The sequence below is a fragment of the Sunxiuqinia sp. genome, assembly GCF_055140945.1.
The window spans coordinates 49,224-67,333 of the sequence record NZ_JBSQYS010000024.1 but is presented as its reverse complement, the minus strand read 5'-3'; the positions used below and the strand labels follow the sequence as shown (position 1 = coordinate 67,333).

At 38.7% G+C, this 18,110-nt stretch carries 16 protein-coding genes; 11 read left to right on the top strand and 5 right to left on the bottom strand.

Going from position 1 to position 18,110, the window contains the following annotated elements; genetic code table 11:
- Positions 1-325 precede the first annotated feature (325 nt).
- From ACTB00_RS12490 to ACTB00_RS12475, 4 genes are all read left to right on the top strand, one after another.
- Positions 326-2,662 carry a PAS domain S-box protein gene (locus tag ACTB00_RS12490; protein WP_463300251.1) on the top strand — a complete coding sequence of 779 codons (2,337 nt, stop codon included), beginning with the start codon at positions 326-328 and terminating at the stop codon, positions 2,660-2,662.
- A gap of 64 nt (positions 2,663-2,726) precedes the next feature.
- Positions 2,727-3,353, top strand: coding sequence for a recombination mediator RecR (gene recR, locus ACTB00_RS12485; RefSeq protein ID WP_463300250.1), 627 nt, complete (start codon positions 2,727-2,729; stop codon positions 3,351-3,353).
- Between the two features lie 34 nt (positions 3,354-3,387).
- Positions 3,388-5,337: a glycosyltransferase gene (locus ACTB00_RS12480; protein ID WP_463300249.1), complete on the top strand. Its 1,950-nt coding sequence runs from the start codon at positions 3,388-3,390 to the stop codon at positions 5,335-5,337.
- Positions 5,334-5,861: a GNAT family N-acetyltransferase gene (locus tag ACTB00_RS12475; protein WP_463300248.1), complete on the top strand. Its 528-nt coding sequence runs from the start codon at positions 5,334-5,336 to the stop codon at positions 5,859-5,861. The genes ACTB00_RS12480 and ACTB00_RS12475 overlap by 4 nt, the downstream gene beginning before the upstream one ends.
- Here ACTB00_RS12475 and ACTB00_RS12470 read toward each other — a convergent pair.
- On the bottom strand, positions 5,856-6,308 hold the full coding sequence (locus ACTB00_RS12470; protein WP_463300247.1) for a type I restriction enzyme HsdR N-terminal domain-containing protein: 453 nt from the start codon (positions 6,306-6,308) through the stop codon (positions 5,856-5,858). The two genes, ACTB00_RS12475 and ACTB00_RS12470, sit on opposite strands and share 6 nt — an antisense overlap.
- Before the next feature lie 186 nt (positions 6,309-6,494).
- On the opposite strand from ACTB00_RS12470, the gene ACTB00_RS12465 reads away from it, so the two are divergent.
- The 5 genes from ACTB00_RS12465 to ACTB00_RS12445 are packed head-to-tail and all read left to right on the top strand — an operon-like array spanning position 6,495 to position 10,211.
- Positions 6,495-7,265, top strand: coding sequence for an AMP nucleosidase (locus ACTB00_RS12465; RefSeq protein WP_463300246.1), 771 nt, complete (start codon positions 6,495-6,497; stop codon positions 7,263-7,265).
- A gap of 15 nt (positions 7,266-7,280) precedes the next feature.
- The gene (holA, locus tag ACTB00_RS12460; protein WP_463300245.1) at positions 7,281-8,279 is read left to right on the top strand and encodes a DNA polymerase III subunit delta; all 999 of its coding nucleotides are present in this window, start codon (positions 7,281-7,283) and stop codon (positions 8,277-8,279) included.
- Positions 8,280-8,289: 10 nt separating this feature from the next.
- The gene (locus ACTB00_RS12455) at positions 8,290-8,898 is read left to right on the top strand and encodes a rhomboid family intramembrane serine protease (protein ID WP_463300244.1); all 609 of its coding nucleotides are present in this window, start codon (positions 8,290-8,292) and stop codon (positions 8,896-8,898) included.
- 3 nt (positions 8,899-8,901) lie between these two features.
- Positions 8,902-9,390 (top strand): D-glycero-alpha-D-manno-heptose-1,7-bisphosphate 7-phosphatase, encoded by a 489-nt coding sequence (locus tag ACTB00_RS12450; protein ID WP_463300243.1) that lies wholly within the window; start codon positions 8,902-8,904, stop codon positions 9,388-9,390.
- On the top strand, positions 9,387-10,211 hold the full coding sequence (locus ACTB00_RS12445; protein WP_463300242.1) for an aminotransferase class IV: 825 nt from the start codon (positions 9,387-9,389) through the stop codon (positions 10,209-10,211). The genes ACTB00_RS12450 and ACTB00_RS12445 overlap by 4 nt, the downstream gene beginning before the upstream one ends.
- Here ACTB00_RS12445 and ACTB00_RS12440 read toward each other — a convergent pair.
- The 3 genes from ACTB00_RS12440 to pruA all read right to left on the bottom strand — a co-directional run bounded on the left by ACTB00_RS12440 (position 10,203) and on the right by pruA (position 12,986).
- Positions 10,203-10,796, bottom strand: a complete 594-nt coding sequence (locus ACTB00_RS12440) for a YqgE/AlgH family protein (protein WP_463300241.1) — start codon at positions 10,794-10,796, stop codon at positions 10,203-10,205. The two genes, ACTB00_RS12445 and ACTB00_RS12440, sit on opposite strands and share 9 nt — an antisense overlap.
- A 149-nt stretch (positions 10,797-10,945) precedes the next feature.
- A complete protein-coding gene (locus ACTB00_RS12435) occupies positions 10,946-11,248 on the bottom strand; it encodes an FtsB family cell division protein (RefSeq protein ID WP_463300240.1) in 303 nt (100 codons plus the stop codon).
- Between the two features lie 100 nt (positions 11,249-11,348).
- The gene (pruA, locus tag ACTB00_RS12430) at positions 11,349-12,986 is read right to left on the bottom strand and encodes an L-glutamate gamma-semialdehyde dehydrogenase (RefSeq protein WP_463300239.1); all 1,638 of its coding nucleotides are present in this window, start codon (positions 12,984-12,986) and stop codon (positions 11,349-11,351) included.
- 178 nt (positions 12,987-13,164) lie between these two features.
- Here pruA and ACTB00_RS12425 point away from each other — a divergent pair, with 178 nt between their 5' ends.
- Positions 13,165-15,255, top strand: coding sequence for a PAS domain-containing sensor histidine kinase (locus tag ACTB00_RS12425; protein WP_463300238.1), 2,091 nt, complete (start codon positions 13,165-13,167; stop codon positions 15,253-15,255).
- On the opposite strand, the gene ACTB00_RS12420 is transcribed toward ACTB00_RS12425, so the two are convergent.
- A complete protein-coding gene (locus ACTB00_RS12420; RefSeq protein ID WP_463300237.1) occupies positions 15,252-16,535 on the bottom strand; it encodes a type IX secretion system plug protein in 1,284 nt (427 codons plus the stop codon). The genes ACTB00_RS12425 and ACTB00_RS12420 overlap by 4 nt on opposite strands.
- Positions 16,536-16,731: 196 nt before the next feature.
- Here ACTB00_RS12420 and ACTB00_RS12415 point away from each other — a divergent pair, with 196 nt between their 5' ends.
- Positions 16,732-18,084, top strand: coding sequence for a Na(+)-translocating NADH-quinone reductase subunit A (locus ACTB00_RS12415; protein WP_463300236.1), 1,353 nt, complete (start codon positions 16,732-16,734; stop codon positions 18,082-18,084).
- The last annotated feature ends 26 nt before the right edge of the window (positions 18,085-18,110 follow it).

Below are 18,110 nucleotides of genomic sequence, written 5' to 3'. Positions count from 1 at the left end.
TGTGCTTTCCATTTTCTTGATATTTGCAAATATCCTGATTCTCGCAGCTCCTCAATTCCAGCTTCAACAAGGGCTTTGCCCAAAAACAAAAATTGAACAGAGAAACAAGCGACTCCACCCTCACCTTACAAAGAGATAAATTATAAACATATCATAATTTATCTAATTTAATGTTATACTGAACAAAATGCGCTTGCTGCGAGTTACAACTTTAATATTAACGAAACACTGTATACAGTTCAAAAAAAAATCTGCTTTACTATTGACGGATTACGTATAGTTTGACAATTATTTGCTAATTTTAATTTGATTGAAACCGAATCCCATGACACATTCAGATAAAAAACAGAGTGAAAGTGACCTTTCAAAAATGCATTCATCACAAGCTTCATTATCCAATGAGCTATTAAATGGATTTGACAAAAATCTTGCAAATGACGCATTTATACGTTTCGACACTTCAAAAAAACACCTTTATCATTCAGGCAATCTGTTCTCTATGCTTAATACCAATCCCGATAATATTATTGGACAGGCCATAAGCGAAACAGATTATTTAGGAGAGTTGACCCACGACATTGACCAAATCCTTGACCTGATAATTAAAAACGGCACTCCTTACTTCAACGAATTCCGGCTAAAAAACACAAACAAGCCATTATGGATTAGCATTAGTTTATCGCCTGAAAAAGACGCAACAGGAGACTTTGTCGCAGTCAATGGCCTGATCAGGGATATTACGAAACAAAAAGATGCTGAAGCTCAAATTCAGAAGAAACAAGAATGGAAACAGTTGGTTGTGGATGCATCCGAGTTAGGTGTTTGGGATTGGGAGGTTAACAGCGAAGATTTACAAATATCAAGAAAATGGAAAGCACAACTAGGCTATTATCCTGACGAACTGGACGATAAATTTCAGACCTGGATGAACAAACTTCACCCGGACGATTATAACCGGGTAGAGCGGTCGTTTACCAATTTCCTTAAAAGCAGCTCGCTAATTTTTGAATCCGAATTTAGGTTAAAACACCGGGATGGTGTTTATCGTTGGATTAAAACCCGTGCAGCAGCTATTCGCGACAATCAAGGAGAAGCTGTACGTATTTTAGGCACGAATCGCGATATCACGACAGAAAAAAAGCATGAGGGTAACCTCCGAAAACTCAATCAGGCCATCATGCAAAGTCCTGTTGCAATCGTAATTACCGATTTAGATGGATATATTGAGCTTTTCAATCCGGCATATTGTAAAATTACCGGATTCCAGAAAGACGAGTTGATTGGAAAAAAGACTAACATTCAAAAATCCGGCTTTCATTCTAAAAAATTCTATGAGGAACTTTGGGATACAATTACAACAGGTAATGAATGGACAGGAGAATTTAAAAACCGAAACAAGAACGGAAGAACATATTGGGAGCTGGCCTCTATCTCGAGCCTAAAAGATGAGCACGGCATTATTACTAATTACATCAAAATCTCCGAAGAAATTACATCATTCAAGCGACTGGAAGAAGAACTGAAAAAGTCACGAAAACGAACTCGCATCGAGAACCAGTCCCGGCATAATTTTATGGCTAGCATGAGTCATGAAATAAGAACACCGATCAATGGCATTATTGGATTTTCCGAGCTATTACAAACAGGCGATTTATCGGTAGAACAACAACATCGTTACGCTGATATTATTGAAAAAAGTAGCCGATATTTGCTGGTACTCATTGATGACATCATTGACATCTCAAAAATTGAAGCAAATGAGTTGAAAATAAAAAAAGATGCTTGCTCCATACAAAACACGTTTAGTGAATTGTCCGCAAGATTCAGTGAAATGCAGGAAGCCAGAGAAAAACCTAATTTGGAAATTCGCTTCCGAAAACCGAATCTGAAACACCACGATTATATTTTCACTGACACCCAACGGCTAAAGCAAATTTTATTTAACCTTTTTGACAATGCACTGAAATACACCGAAAGTGGGCATATTGAAATTGGTTATCAATTGATGACCAATAAAAAGATCCAGTTCTATGTAGAAGACACCGGGAAAGGAATCCCGAAAGAACAGAAAAACACAATTTTCGACCGTACACTTCACCATGCACACAGCTTAAAAGAACGCAAAGGTGGGGCTGGGCTGGGGTTGGCCATTTCAAACGGACTCGTAAAGCTAATGGGAGGCTCGATGAACGTGAAATCCACAGAGGGCAAAGGCTCTATTTTCTATTTCACGATTCCTTACGACAAGATCAGTGCCCCCGCAAAACCGAAACCAAAGGAACAAAAACAGGATTATGACTTTACTGGATTTACAATTTTGATTGCTGAAGACGTTGACTACAATTATGAATACCTGGCTGAAATTTTAAGAGATACCAATGCAAAAGTGCTTTGGGCAAAAGATGGTATTGACGCGCTAAACCTCTATGGTAAAAACAGAGTCGATTTAATCCTGATGGATATTCAGATGCCCGAAATAGATGGTTATCAAGCCACTCAAACGATTCGGGAGACCGATAAAGAAATACCAATTATTGCCCAAACAGCCTATGCAATGGCCGAAGAAAAACAAAAGTGCCTGGATTCCGGCTGCAATGACGTTTTAAGCAAACCCATAAAAATGAAAGAGTTGTTGGACACTTTGGCGAGTTATCTGAAATAACCTTCGCATTTTGGCTATAATTAAACAGCTCTTATTAAATTTGATGCCACAATAATTGCCAGGTATGATTACGGAAAAGTTTCCTTCCCGCTTATTAGAAAATGCTGTCAACGAATTTGCCAAGCTTCCGGGTATTGGTCGTAAAACGTCATTGCGATTAGTTCTGCATTTGTTGAAGCAGGAAAAATCGGAGGTTGAATTGTTTGGGAATAGTTTAATTCAATTACGAACTGAGATTAAACACTGCAAAGTATGCTACAATATTTCCGACTCCGAGACATGCAATATATGTAGCAATCCCAATCGGAATCCTGAGGACGTATGCATTGTGGAAAACATTAAAGATGTGATGGCCATCGAAAATACGCAGCAATTCTCAGGACTCTATCACGTACTTGGAGGAATTATTTCTCCAATGGACGGAGTTGGCCCATCTGACTTGGAAATCAACTCATTAATTGAGCGAGTAAAAAGTGGAGAAGTAAAGGAAGTCGTTCTGGCATTGAGTACAACCATGGAGGGAGACACAACGAATTTTTATATTTATAAGAAATTGAAAGATCTGAACGTTAAGATATCAACATTAGCGCGTGGCGTATCGATTGGAGATGAATTGGAATACGCTGATGAAATAACACTAGGCAGATCCATTAAAAACCGTCTTGACTTTGAAAGTACCTTATCGCAGTAACCATTTCAAAAAAGCCAAGCAGCATTAAACAACAATGAAGCTCTCAGTCGTAATTGTCAATTACAATGTAAAATACTTTTTAGAACAGTGTCTGCATGCTGCTCTAAAAGCATCCAAAAATATAGATGCTGAGATTTTTGTTGTGGACAACAATTCCGTTGACGGTTCGTGCCAAATGGTTCGCGAAAAATTCACTGAAGTTAAACTCGTTGAAAATCACGATAACAAAGGCTTTTCAAAGGCCAACAACCAAGCCATCCATTTGTCGACAGGAGAATATGTCTTGTTGCTCAATCCCGATACAATTGTTGAAGAAGACAGCTTTATCAAGTGTATTCAATTTATGGATGAGCACCAGGAAGCCGGTGGCCTGGGCGTAAAGATGATCGACGGAAAGGGCCGTTTTCTTCCTGAATCGAAACGAGGACTTCCAACGCCTCTTGTTGCATTTTATAAGATTTTTGGGCTATCGCGTCTTTTCAGTAAATCGAAGCGATTTGCCCGCTACCACATGGGTCATCTGGATAAAGAGCAAACCCATGAAGTAGAAGTTTTAGCCGGCGCCTACATGTTCCTGCGAAAAACAACATTGGATCAGGTTGGCCTGCTCGATGAAGATTACTTTATGTACGGCGAAGATATTGACTTGTCGTATCGTATTACCCAAGGTGGCTACAAAAATTACTATTTTGCCGATACCACCATCATTCATTACAAAGGAGAAAGCACAAAAAAAGGCAGTATCAATTATGTCAAGATTTTTTATCAGGCGATGGTCATTTTTGCCCGGAAACATTTTTCGAAGGGACGAGCTGATTTATTCTCTGTTTTAATCAACCTGGCGATTTATTTCCGAGCTTTTTTAGCCATTGTAACCCGATTTGCTAAAAGCATCTTCCTCCCAATTGTTGACGCACTGGCCATTTACGGCGGTTTTTTATGGCTTCTCCCCTATTGGGAAAGCTTCAAATTTGAACCGGGTTATTATCCTGCCCGGTTTATGAATACAATCGTTCCGATTTATATCCTGATCTGGATCGTAAGCATTTGGATGTCGGGAGGCTACCAAAAACCGATCAAGATCCTCAATATTTTTAAAGGTTTGTTTTGGGGGAGCATTGCCATTTTAGTTTTTCATTCGCTGGTCGACGAAAGCTTACGCTTTTCGCGGGCATTGATACTGCTAGGTTCAGCCTGGGCTTTTGTCAGTCTTTTGAGCTACCGATATATTCTGAGCCATAGCAAGTCGAAACGAGTTCAATTTGATCGGAACCGAAGAAAACGCGTCATATTGATTGCCAGCGAAGAAGAGGCCTCCAGAATCAATCAATTAATCGATCAGTCGAATATGAAAATCAACGTTATTGGATTGGTTCAACCAACAGGAACTCATGCAGAAAAGGAATTTCTGGGAAATCTCAGTCAACTAAACGAAGTGATCAGTATTCATAAAATAGAAGAGCTTATTTTCAGTGCCAATGATCTTCCATCCAGAGAAATCATCAACATCATGCTTAAGCTCAGCCAGCTAAATATCGAATACAAAATCGCTCCACCCAAAAGTTTATCAATCATTGGAAGCAATTCAATCGACACAGCTGGCGAGCTCTACGTGGTTCATCTAAATGCAATTACGAAAGAAAACAACCAACGAAACAAGAGACTTCTCGACCTTCTGCTCAGTTTTATTTTACTGGTTACTTTTCCGGTTACGTGCTGGTCAGTCAAGAAAAAACCGGGTTTCCTGAAAAATATTTTGACCATTCTATTTGGTACAAAAACCTGGGTCGGGTTCTCCGGTAATGAAGAGACGAAATCTCGTCTTCCTAAAATAAAGAACGGAGTAGTTTCGCCAGCTGACAAATTTGAACATGAAATTAACGAAGAGAAAAAATTAGAAATTGATATGGTATACGCCAAAAATTACAGCATCTTGCAAGATGTAGATATTATTTGGCATGCCTGGAAAAACCTTGGACGATGACATTAAACAAGCTTGCACACGGAAATATTCGCTTTCGACCTTTGGAGCCGGAGGATCTGGAATTGATTTACCAATGGGAAAATGATCCGGAAATTTGGCAAGTGAGCAACACACTGGTTCCCTTTTCAAAATATATTTTGAAACAATATATTGAAGAATCTCACAAGGATATTTTCGAAACCAAGCAGCTTCGACTCATTATTGAAGATATTGCACAAAATGCAGTTGGCGCTATTGATCTCTTTGACTTTGATCCTTATCATCAGCGAGCCGGTATCGGAATCTTGATTTACAATAAAAAAGACCAAGGCAAAGGACTCGCCTCTGACGCTCTTCGACTAATGGCATCCTACGCCCGCGATGTAATAGGACTGCATCAGCTGTACGCTAATATTACCGTAGACAACCAAGCGAGCATTCATCTGTTTAAAAAAGTCGGGTTTCAGCTTGTCGGCACTAAAAGAGACTGGATAAAAACTTCAGACGGCCGACTGGATGAGAATTTGTACCAATTGATTTTATAACTGCTGAAAATCAGGAATCTCTTTCAAAAAAGAATAGGATTTCTTTTCAATGTCAACAGAACAGCAATAGTGGCTTAAGCCGTTGGAAACAATTAAATACGGAACCTGAAAAGTCATATTGTATCGAGTAATCTGGTCAAATGTTTGCTGGGAAATTTTCACCGATGGAGCCTTAAATTCAACAATCAGCAGTGGCTTTCCCTGGCGATTGTATACCAACAAATCAGCTCGAAATTGATTTCGGTTTAGTTTTAATCCGGTTTCGATTGCCATTAACGAGGGAGGAAAACCTTTTACATCAACTAAATACCTGATAAAATTTTGACGCACCCATTCTTCAGGAGTCAGCACAATCATTTTTTTTCGTAATTCATCAAAAATGAGCTTTTTACCATCCTGGTCTTGAAAACGAAAAGAATATGTTGGTAAATTTAGTTCAGCAAACATAGTTAGAAGCTACAAAGTTGTATTTTTGTAAAACATACAATCCGAGCGAAATCTTTGGGGATTGAATTTCGTTCAAAATTGCTAAAAATTCTGCAGAGATAAAATGGACTTTTATTTTTGATTGAATAAAACAAGTCATTTTTTTAGTTGTTGTAGAAACAATTCTTGCACTAAAATCAAGATTGCATGAAAACAAAAAAGGAAATTGTAGACAATTGGTTACCACGCTATACCGGGCGGGGTTTGAAAGATTTTGCCGGATATATCTTGCTAACCAATTTTCAACTCTATGTTGAACTTTTTGCTGAAAAATTTAATGTGCCAATTCTGGGGATCAATCAAAATATGCCCAATGCATCAAACGGTGATATCACCATTATCAATTTTGGAATGGGAAGCCCCAATGCCGCCACGATAATGGATTTGCTGAGTGCTATCAAACCCAAAGGCGTTTTATTCCTAGGGAAATGTGGAGGTCTGAAACGAAAAAACAAACTGGGCGATTTAATTTTGCCTATTGCTGCAATTCGAAGCGATGGTACTTCGGATGATTATTTACCACCTGAGATACCGGCGCTGCCGGCTTTTAGCATGCAGCGAGCTGTTTCTACAGCCATTCGCGAAAACCGAATTAATTACTGGACCGGAGTTGTTTACACAACCAACAAACGGGTTTGGGAGTACGATGCCCGGTTTAAAAAATATCTGTACAAAACCAGAGCAATGGCTATTGATATGGAAACTGCTACTATCTTTACAGTCGGTTTTGCCAATCAAATCCCAACCGGAGCCTTATTATTGGTGTCTGATCAACCCATGATTTCCACCGGGATTAAGACCGTAGCCAGCGACAAGAAGGTTACTTCAGACTATGTGCAAAACCATGTAAAGGTAGGAATTGAAGCTCTTATGGAGATCAAAAACAATGGCCGATCAGTAAAACACTTACGATTTTAAACTGTCAGTTGGAACATGAATTACGAAGATATTTTAGCCAATCTTAAAAAGAAAATTTATCATCCTGTTTATTTTTTAATGGGTGAAGAAAGTTATTTCATTGACCAGATAACAGACTACATCAGTAAAAACGTGCTCACTGAAGCTGAAAAAGGGTTCAACCAGCATACTTTATATGGAAAAGATACTGACGTGGACACTATCATAACCCACGCCAGACGTTTTCCAATGATGGCTAATCACCAGGTAGTTATTGTAAAAGAAGCCCAGAATATTAAAAAGATTGAAGATCTGGACACATACATCAAAGCTCCGTTAAAATCTACGATTCTGGTTATCAATTATAAATACAAAACTATTGATAAACGGAAAAGCTTTGCTAAGCAATTGGGGAAAACATCGGTTCTTTTCGAATCAAAAAAAATATACGACAATCAGTTACCAAGCTGGATAAATAGTTACTTGTCAGCTCATGAATACTCCATTGCCCCACAGGCTTCTGCAATGCTTGCTGAATACCTGGGTACCAATCTAAGCAAAGTCTCCAACGAACTCGACAAGCTGATTATTAGCCTTCCGAAGGGAACCCAAATAACACCCGACCATATTGAAAAGAATATTGGCATCAGTAAAGATTACAATATTTTTGAGCTGCAAAATGCGTTGGGTGAAAAAAACATTTTAAAAACCAATCAAATCATTAACTACTTTGCCGCAAATCCGGCAACCAGTCCTATTCCACGGACGATTTCAAGCTTGTATTACTATTTCATGAAAATACTGACTTACCATTTTTTAACCGATAAGTCACCTAATGCCATTGCATCTGCCTTGCAGGTTAACCCTTACTTTGTGCGTTCCTATACGGCAGCAGCTAAGGTTTACACCCCTAAAAAATTAGTTGCCATTATGGAAATCCTTCGTGAATATGATATGAAATCAAAAGGATTTGGTAACGTTTCCACTTCGGCCGGAGATCTTCAAAAAGAAATGATTTATAAAATACTACATTAGCAATTCACCTATGACATTATTAATCGTTGCAATTACTGCCGTTGTTTCCATTTTAGCTTTTAACCGTCCTGACATGATGGACAAGCTCCAGTTTAATGCTAGCAAAGTCGTGCACAAAAATGAGTATTATCGCTTGGTTTCGCATGGTTTTGTGCATGCTAACTGGGAGCATCTCATTGTAAATATGATCGTCCTGTTTTCGTTTGGTCGCGCTGTTGAAAACTATTTTACATACGGTTTTGAAAAAATGGCCAGTGTTTATTTCCTCATTTTATATTTCGGGGGAATGATCATCTCAAATGCGTATGCGTTGTACAAACACCGAAACAATTACTACTACAACGCAGTTGGTGCATCAGGTGCGGTATCCGCTGTTTTATTTGCAGCCATATTCTTTGAACCATGGGATAAAGTTTATTTTTTCGGAATTGTGCCTGTTCCCGGAATTGTATTTGCCGGACTCTACCTTGCATATTCTTATTATATGGGTCGAAAAGAAAGTGATAATGTTGCCCATGATGCGCACTTTCTAGGAGCCGTTTTTGGCTTTGTTTTTCCAATCTTATTAAACGGCCGACTACTTGAACGCTTTATGGACAAGCTTTTTATGTTGATTTAATTTATGAAAGCTATTTTCTTTGATCGTGACGGAGTGTTGATCGACAATTCAAAACACTATTACATTTACCGTGTAAAGGATATTGAATTTGTTGATGGTGTTTTTGAGAATTTAAAACTGCTCAAATCTCAGGGTTTTTCATTTTTCATTGTCACTAACCAGGGAGGAATCGCAAAAAAACAATACGGACACAAGGAAGTTAGCCAGGTACATCAGTATTTAAAAGATGAATTTGAGAAGTATGATATTTCTTTCAAGGACATTTATTATTGTCCGCATCATCATACGATTGAAGCTTGCATTTGCCGAAAACCATCATCTCTGATGATTGAAAAGTTAATGGCTAAATACGAAATTGAACCTAAAAACGCCCTGTTTATTGGCGATCAGGATACTGACATGCAAGCTACTCAATCGGCCGGTATTAAAGGAATTAAAATTACACCAAACCAAAATATGAATTCTTTTATACAAGAATTACTCAGCCCATGAGAACTAATTTCTTGTTGAACAACGGTCAATTTGAACAAGCTAACGAAAAGGTATTTCCGTTCGACTTTTTGGAGAATGTTTTGTTTTGCGAGCAGATCCGTTCGGTGAGAAACCAGCTGCCATTTTGGAACGAACACCTTCAATTAATTGAATTAAAACTCCGCTTACTAGGTATAAATCCGGCTCCCTTTCTTCAAAATAGAGGCAAAGAGCTAAAAAGACAAATCGAACGAACCCTTACAAAAAACAAATTTTTCAAAAGCAGTCACATCAAGCTTTATCTTGCACTTGAAAACGAGACGATAAGCTATGTTATTCAAGCAAATCCCATTGAGTCAACAAGTTTTGCTCTCAACACTGTTGGTCTTAGTGTAAACATCTTCGAAAAAGCTCCTAAAGACTTTTCATTCTTATCGTCGCTCGATTTTGGATCCATGCCTATTTGGAAGATTGCAGAAGCTGAAAAACTAAAAACCAACTATGACGAGCTATTGTTGCTTAACAGCAAGCATGCGATCTTGGAGACTCCCGGGAAAAACCTCTACGTTGTCAGTGGCAATCAGGTTTTAACTCCATCCCCAACATGCGGAGCTTACATTGATCCTGTTCAATCGGCAATAGCTAAAACATTAAAAATTTCAGGAATGGAATTGACAGCTACAGGAAATTTAAGAGAAGAAAATCTTTTAAAGGCAGATGAAGTTTTTGTTGCAAATTCACTGAGCGGAATAGAGTGGGTCAAAGCGTTCAAACAAAAACGATATTTCAATAAAAAGGTAAAAGTTATTCAACAGGAATTCAACCGGCTAGTGCTAGTTTAAAGAAGGATTTTCCGGAAAATGCTCCCATAGCGAGTATTTACCACCAATATCGCGGACAGCATGCACCCACATACTTTTGGTTTGTCGATCCATCATGACAAAGTCGTCGTTAATTTCGGAAACTAACCAGGAATTTTCATTGATCTCATCTTCTAATTGACCATCATCCCAACCGGAATACCCTAAAAAGAAACGTATTTGAGTTGGAAGAATCAACCCCTCACTGATCAGCTTCTTCACCTCATCAAAATCGCCACCCCAGTATAGATTATCTTTTACGTGCACACTACCGGGAATTAGCGAACCTAATGAATGCAGGAAGTATAAAGTGTCGGTACTTACCGGCCCACCAATGCATACATCTGATTCAAAATCAGGAAAATCTCCAAGAATTTCGTTTACAGGATATTCTATTTTTTTATTCAGAATAAAACCAACAGCACCCTTTTCACTATGAGCAACCAATAGAACAATCGAACGATTAAAATAACTGCCTGGCAGAAAGGGCTCAGCAATCAACATCCGACCTTTAGAAGGTGCAACATGATTCGTTTCTATTTTAAACAAATTGATATTCAAGTTCATAATCGATTAAATTCTTAGTCAATTTATGAAAAAAACAAGCATTAATCAAATACCTTATTGAAATTTATTCTAAATAGGTGTTTTGCATGATGATTTCTTACCGTCAATTATCAAGAAAAAAGAGGTACGGTAAAGAAAAACGAAATGAACTAGTCCTCCTCAACCACGACATAGACATCTTCGTTTTCTTTTTTCATCAGAAATTCTTCCCGGGCGAATTTTTCGAGATTTGTTTGGTTGGTTTGAAGCTCGTGAATCTTGCGTTTATCGGAAACTATTTTATTTTTCAAATAAGCTTCCTGCTCGGTGTACCGGGCTAGTTTTCGTTTATTCTGAAAATGTTGCAACAAGCTATGTTCATCAAAAAAACCAACCCACAAGACAAATATGGCCAATACGATACCATATTTTGTTCGAAGTTTAGACCAAATGATCGTAATCATTTTATTCATGCGCTTGTAAATTTACAATAACAAAAGTAAGGTATATTCAATCAAAAAAAAAAGGAGATGAAAAAATTCATCCCCTCTTCCGAGAAATATTGATTTGTTGTTATTTATTATCTGGCAAAAAGCTCGGATACATATAATCATGAGGTGGCACAAAATTTTCTTTGATGGTGCGAATAGACACCCATCTCAAGAAATTAAAGACAGAACCAGCTTTATCATCGGTGCCGGAACCTCTTGCGCCTCCAAATGGCTGCTGGCCCACGACTGCACCCGTTGGTTTATCGTTAATGTAAAAGTTTCCGGCAGCATTTTCCAAACGCTTGGTTATCTTTTCAATATTGTAACGATCTTGCGACATAACAGCTCCGGTTAAAGCATAAATTGAAGTATTATCCAAAATGGCAAGCGTTTCGTCCATTTTTTCATCTTCGTAAACATAAACCGTCAACACCGGGCCAAACAATTCTTCAACCATGGTCGTATAATCCGGCTTTTTAGCTAAAATTACGGTTGGTTCAATAAAGTACCCCACCGACTTATCATGATTTCCACCAAAAATAACTTCGGCATCTTCGTCCTCTTTAGCACGATCGATATACGCCGAAAGCTTATCAAATGAGCTTTCATCGATTACCGCATTTACAAAATTGGTGAAATCTTCGGGAGAACCCATTTTTATCGTCGACAAAGCCTTTCCTACACGTTCTTTAACGTCATCCCAAATACTTGCAGGCACATAACAGCGCGAAGCCGCCGAACACTTTTGCCCCTGATATTCGAAAGCACCGCGCACCATCGCAACTGCCAATGCCTGACGATCTACCGTATTATCAGCAAAAATGAAATCCTTACCCCCGGTTTCGCCCACAATACGAGGATACGATTTATACTTATAAATATTTTCACCTATTGTTTTCCAAATGCTTTGAAATACGCCCGTTGATCCTGTAAAGTGGATACCTGCAAAATCAGGATGAGCAAAAACGGTTTCAGCAGCAACAGGTCCGGAAGCGTAAACAATGTTAATTACCCCGTCAGGCAATCCAGCTTCCTTGAAAATTTCCATGATTACAGCAGCCGAATAAACAGCTGTTTTTGAAGGCTTCCACACAGCGACGTTCCCCATCATTGCAGGCGCAGCAGGAAGGTTTCCGGCAATTGAGGTAAAATTAAACGGAGTCAATGCAAATACAAAACCTTCCAATGGACGGAACTCACTGTAGTTCCAGATTCCCGGCGCTGATTCCGGTTGCATTTTATAAATATCAGTCATGCACTTTACACCAAACCTGAAAAAATCCGCCAGTTCGCACGCGGCATCAATTTCAGATTGGTAGGCATTTTTCGACTGACCAAGCATGGTTGCAGCGTTAATTTTATCACGGTATGGTCCAGCCAGCAAATCAGCAGCTTTCAAGAATATTGAAGCCCGATGCTGCCAACTCAAGGCAGCCCACTTTTCGCGTGCTTCAAGAGCCGACTCAATAGCCATTTGAACATGCGACGCATCGCCTTGATAGTAATAACCCAAGGTATGTTTAAAATCATGTGGTGGCGAAATTCTCATTCGTCTGTTAGTTGTAACTTCCTTTCCTCCAATAATCATGGGTAGCTCAACTTCCACACTTTTCAACTCCTCAAGCTTAGCTTTTAGCGAGACTCTTTCGGGAGATCCGGGAGCGAAACTTTTTACCGGTTCATTCTTTACAACCGGAACGTTAAAAAAACCTTTTGCCATAACCAATTTATTTAGTAGTGATTTCTATATCAGTGCTATTGCAAAACTATCGAAAGGACAACAATTAATTGCTAATAAAAATCAGTTTTGAAAATTAGAACAAACAATATGTTGGATAAAATTTATTCCCACCTAAAAATTGCTATATTTAGTCCGATTTTAAACGGCACATTTTTTCATGCTTAAAGCAATATATCACTTCATTACGAAACCCTATTTATTGTCAACAAGTGAGGATAAACGAAAAATTATCGGGCTTCACATTGTCTTGTTTCTGGGATTACTATATTCATTAACCGACTTTACCATTTCCATTTCAGGTTATAACCTGAATGAATGTATTCCCGGGGATGTTTCAATAATGGCTATCACGATTGTTGGCCTGTATTGTTTACGTAATGCACGTCCTCAATGCGCTGTAAATACCGCATTTCTTATACCGTTTGTCGTTTATTTCTTTTTTATCTCATCGCAGTATTCAATTCTTCCAATAAAGAATGCTCTTCCTTACACCGTATGGTCGCTCATTCCCGGATTTTTATTCATTCTTCTTTTAAGTAATAAGACTGGGCAAAAACTACTTATTAACTATGCGGTGAGCATTATTACAGTTTGCTTTCATTTATACAAGGCAGATCGTTTTGGGGATGCAACAGGCATTTATTGGCCAACCGATGAGCTAATACTAAACCCTCTGCTAATCATTACAATTGCTTTTACGGTAACTTTTCTTATTTCCACGAATTACGAACTTGTCCTTAAAGAATTACGAAATCAGGTTGAGACAACCGATTACCAAATTAATAATACGGTAAAATCGTTTCAGCAAGGGGTTTTATTAATGCGCATCATTAAAGATGAAATGAACACTCCTATTGGGTTGAAGGTGATAAAAACGAACCCGGCATTTCAACGAATGTTTAAGATTAATCCACGGGAAATTCACAACACCGATGCAGATGTTATTTTCCCAAAAGTTTTTCGCAACTCATTCGACTGGAACAACCACTACTTACAGAGCAAAACAAAACAACGGACGGAGGTTTTTGTAGAGCACCTCGACAAGTGGTTCGATGTTTATGTCCTAAATCCCGGATCAGATCAGATCGCCAGTATTTTTTATGACACAACCTCTCACAACGAAACCATTAAAGAATTGGGGGACAGTCGCAGACGCTACAAGGTTTTGCTGGAAGCAATTCCCGACATCTTCTTCATTATCGATAAAGATGGTATCTACATGGACTTTGTCATTAAAGAATCGGAGTTGATTCAGATTAATGCCGATGATATTATTGGAAATTCTATTTTCGAGGTTGGTTTTTCTGAAAAGATGTCGCGAAAAATCTTTCAATGTATTCAGGATGCCATTAGCCGGGATACCATTGAGACAATTGAATATGCGTTAGATGTTAAAAAAGGAACAGCGATGTTTGAAATGCGCATTGCCCGTTTAGATGACAACTCAGTAATTTCGATCGCCCGCGATATTACCAAACGAAAAATAGCTGAAATTCGCCTGGAAGAAGCCAAACATAAAGCAGAAGAAGCTGACCAGTTGAAATCAGCCTTTTTAGCCAATATTTCTCATGAAATCAGAACTCCGATGAATGCGATTATTGGATTTTCAAAAATGATTGGCTCTTCGGATTTCGACCTGGAAGAAAAAAATAAATTCATCGACATTATCGTCTCCAATGGTAAATTACTTATGGAAATGATCAATGACATGATCAGCCTTTCGAAGATTGAAAGCAAACAGGTGTATGTAAAAGAAGGCTTTTGTAAAGTTAATGACTTGATGGTTGACCTTTACCGTGAGTATAGTTTTGATTTGACTTCAAAACCTATCCGATTGAAACTAAACAACCAAAATGCCAATCCAAAGTTTGGTGTTGTAACGGACAAACAGTTGCTAACCGAAATACTAAAAAAACTGCTCGATAATGCCGTGAAGTTCACCAACGAAGGAGAGATTGAGTTTGGCTATCAAATGGATGGTAAAGAACGGCTCCAATTTTTCGTGAGAGACACCGGTATCGGAATTGATGAGGCCCAAATCATCCGTATCTTCGAACGCTTTCATCAGCTAGACAATAAGACAACCCGGAAATACGAAGGAACGGGATTGGGTCTGGCTATTGCGCAACATTACGCCAGCTTGCTGGGCGGACCAATTGAAGTTAATTCAGAAATCGAGAAAGGCTCCAGATTCTATTTCAGTATACCTTTTAAAAACGGAGAAGGAACCCTTCAGGTCGTTCGTTAAAAATCGGCTTTTAGTTGTTTGTAGCCTACCAACTGATCATACCTGCCGGATATGCCTTTATAATATACGAAAATCTGATACTCATTTTCGGTTTCGTAATGCGACCCTTCAAGAACCGTTGCATCGGCCTTTTTACTACCCTCGGGAACATAAACATACTGGTAGTTGTAATACCCTTGCTTCAACAACAGTGTCAATTCATAGCTGGCGGTTTCATAATTCCAGGTCATCTCATTACTTTTATTGGCATTCCAACTGGTCAATGCTCCAAATACATTCACCGACCCTCCAACCAGTTGTGCTTCCAATGGCAAAGTAAAATGTACGAAAAAATAATCGCACTCGGTGTCATAATCATCTACCCGATCCTGACTTTCAACAACGTACTTTCCATTCATTTCTTTGTACGGAAAATATTTCTTATTTGCCCGAAGCTCATCTGCCATCAATGTCGCATGATAATATGGTCTGAAAAAATTGATTGATGCGACATTCTCCCCGGTATACTTTCGCGTACGGATATCAAAATACCGATATTCATTGCCCCCGGGAAAAACGTTTTCCTTATCGTAATTATAATCCAACTCATGCTCCTTAATAAAAAGTGGTTTCAAATCGCGAATTGCGGTATCCCACCTTCCATTTTTCATGATCACCACTTTCACCTCTTCTCTTGGATTGAGAATCGGCAAATTTTCGTGATAAATTGTAAAGTCAACTTCCTGGTTATCTCCTTTAAACGGATCGAACGTAGCCCGTTTCACAATTCCCGCAACACTAACCTTGGGTTCAAGAACCTGAAACCTGCGGGTAAGCACTAATTTATCTTTATCCTGATCTTCGTATACAACTAATACATAATTACCCGACTTGGTAATGCGCACATCATCGTTTGGCACCCGGATCAGGTAATTGATATATGTCATTGTCGTATTAAAGCTGGGGGCATAATCGGTCACCGGATTATCAAAGAATCCATCTAAATATTCATTCTGAAGGATGTATGATTCATTCCAATCAGCATCGCAATGCAAGATCGTATAGTAGTAGTTTTTTGTTTCGTTTGATAAATCATCAAACTTAAAAATCAGATTAACATCACTTCCCGATTCATAGATTGGATCACTAAGCTCATACCCCTCCCGAAAAGCCTTTACCGTTCTAATTTCTTCTTTGAAAACTGCATTTTGATAATGGTACTCGCTCTCATTTTGTGCCTGAGAATTTAATGTAAAAATAACGCAGCAATTTATGACAATTATGTAAATGATAATCCGCATTTGTTTGATCTTTTTTCACCTAAGTTCTACATTTTCAAGTCAGAACTTACAATTACCGTTTAAACGTCTTTGGGTTCGAACGTTTAAACGTATATAAATATTTCAATCATTATAAGTTTGTAAAACAAAGATTGTGAAAAGTTTTTTAAATATGTACTTTTGCCACCCTAAATAATAACTACAACAAGGGATTACAATGTCAAAGCATTTTAAATTGAAACGCGGATTCAATATCCGGTTGAAAGGAACTGCCGAGGTGGTTCTGGAGGATGCTCCCGCACCGAAAACAGTAGCCCTAAAGCCAACTGATTTTCCAGGCTTAACGCCTAAGCTGAAAGTGAAAGCTGAAGCAAAGGTTAAAGCTGGTGATGCCCTCTTTTTCGACAAGTACAATCCAGAAATTATATTTACATCTCCCGTAAGTGGTACAGTAAAGTCTGTCAACCGAGGCGAGCGTAGAAAGGTTTTAGAGATTGTGGTTGAGCCTGACGGCACTAGTGAATATCTCAAATTCACAAAGGCTGATCCATCAACCTTGTCGCGTGAACAAATTCGGGAACAAATCCTAAAGAGTGGCATCTGGCCATTTATTAAGCAACGTCCTTATGGTGTTTTAGCAAAGCCCGGTGATGTACCAACCCACATTGCTATTTCAGCTTTCGATTCATCGCCACTGGCACCTGATTCCGATTTCTTGTTCTCCAAAGAGCAAGCAGCACTTCAAACCGGAATTGATGCAGTAAGCAAACTAACGGATGGAAAAGTATTTTTGGGATTATCACCGGAACAGTCTTCCGGTGTATTCTCGAAACTGAAAAACGTTGAAACCAATACATTCAGCGGTCCACATCCGGCAGGAAATGTAGGTATCCAAATCAGTAAAGTTTGCCCAATTGGCAAAGACGATCTTATTTGGACACTAAGTCCACAGGCGCTTGTTTATATTGGTCGTTTATTTGCTACAGGGCAGGTTGATTTCAGTAAAACGATTGCTTTGACTGGCTCGGAAGTGAAAACTCCCAAATACATAAAAACCATCCACGGAACTGAATTGACCGACCTTTTAAAAGGAAAAACAAAAGGAGAAGTCAAAGAAAGAATTATCAGTGGAAATGTACTGACAGGAGAAAAAGTTGATTCAGATAATTTTTTGGGTTATTTCGATCAACAAATCACAATTATCCCTGAAGGTGATGAGTATGAATTTATGGGCTGGGCTGCTCCTGGCTTTGATAAATTTTCAGCCAGCAAGGCCTTTTTCTCCAAGCTCCTTCCAAAAAAAGAGTATGCGCTGAGTGCCAACATGCATGGTGGTGAACGCGCATTTGTTCTTTCGGGACAATACGAAAAATTCCTTCCGATGGACATACTGCCAGTTCATTTGCTAAAAGCCATTTTGGTTAACGATATCGACAAAATGGAACAACTCGGAATTTATGAAGTAATTGAGGAAGATTTGGCTTTATGTGAATATGCCTGTACATCCAAAATCAAAGTACAGAATATTTTACGTGAAGGAATCAACTCAATGATTAAAGAGTTAGGATAAATGATGTTGTTCTCAAAACAAAATAG

What these genes read in the sequence shown, in the direction of transcription:
- ACTB00_RS12490 (WP_463300251.1), top strand. Translation starts at nt 326, where the DNA reads ATGACACATTCAGATAAAAAACAGAGTGAAAGTGACCTTTCAAAAATG.
- ACTB00_RS12440 (WP_463300241.1), bottom strand. Translation starts at nt 10,796, where the DNA reads ATGAACTTGAATATCAATTTGTTTAAAATAGAAACGAATCATGTTGCA.
- ACTB00_RS12455 (WP_463300244.1), top strand. Translation starts at nt 8,290, where the DNA reads ATGACATTATTAATCGTTGCAATTACTGCCGTTGTTTCCATTTTAGCT.
- recR (WP_463300250.1), top strand. Translation starts at nt 2,727, where the DNA reads ATGATTACGGAAAAGTTTCCTTCCCGCTTATTAGAAAATGCTGTCAAC.
- ACTB00_RS12465 (WP_463300246.1), top strand. Translation starts at nt 6,495, where the DNA reads ATGAAAACAAAAAAGGAAATTGTAGACAATTGGTTACCACGCTATACC.
- ACTB00_RS12480 (WP_463300249.1), top strand. Translation starts at nt 3,388, where the DNA reads ATGAAGCTCTCAGTCGTAATTGTCAATTACAATGTAAAATACTTTTTA.
- ACTB00_RS12425 (WP_463300238.1), top strand. Translation starts at nt 13,165, where the DNA reads ATGCTTAAAGCAATATATCACTTCATTACGAAACCCTATTTATTGTCA.
- ACTB00_RS12420 (WP_463300237.1), bottom strand. Translation starts at nt 16,535, where the DNA reads ATGCGGATTATCATTTACATAATTGTCATAAATTGCTGCGTTATTTTT.
- ACTB00_RS12435 (WP_463300240.1), bottom strand. Translation starts at nt 11,248, where the DNA reads ATGAATAAAATGATTACGATCATTTGGTCTAAACTTCGAACAAAATAT.
- ACTB00_RS12450 (WP_463300243.1), top strand. Translation starts at nt 8,902, where the DNA reads ATGAAAGCTATTTTCTTTGATCGTGACGGAGTGTTGATCGACAATTCA.
- ACTB00_RS12415 (WP_463300236.1), top strand. Translation starts at nt 16,732, where the DNA reads ATGTCAAAGCATTTTAAATTGAAACGCGGATTCAATATCCGGTTGAAA.
- pruA (WP_463300239.1), bottom strand. Translation starts at nt 12,986, where the DNA reads ATGGCAAAAGGTTTTTTTAACGTTCCGGTTGTAAAGAATGAACCGGTA.
- ACTB00_RS12445 (WP_463300242.1), top strand. Translation starts at nt 9,387, where the DNA reads ATGAGAACTAATTTCTTGTTGAACAACGGTCAATTTGAACAAGCTAAC.
- holA (WP_463300245.1), top strand. Translation starts at nt 7,281, where the DNA reads ATGAATTACGAAGATATTTTAGCCAATCTTAAAAAGAAAATTTATCAT.
- ACTB00_RS12475 (WP_463300248.1), top strand. Translation starts at nt 5,334, where the DNA reads ATGACATTAAACAAGCTTGCACACGGAAATATTCGCTTTCGACCTTTG.
- ACTB00_RS12470 (WP_463300247.1), bottom strand. Translation starts at nt 6,308, where the DNA reads ATGTTTGCTGAACTAAATTTACCAACATATTCTTTTCGTTTTCAAGAC.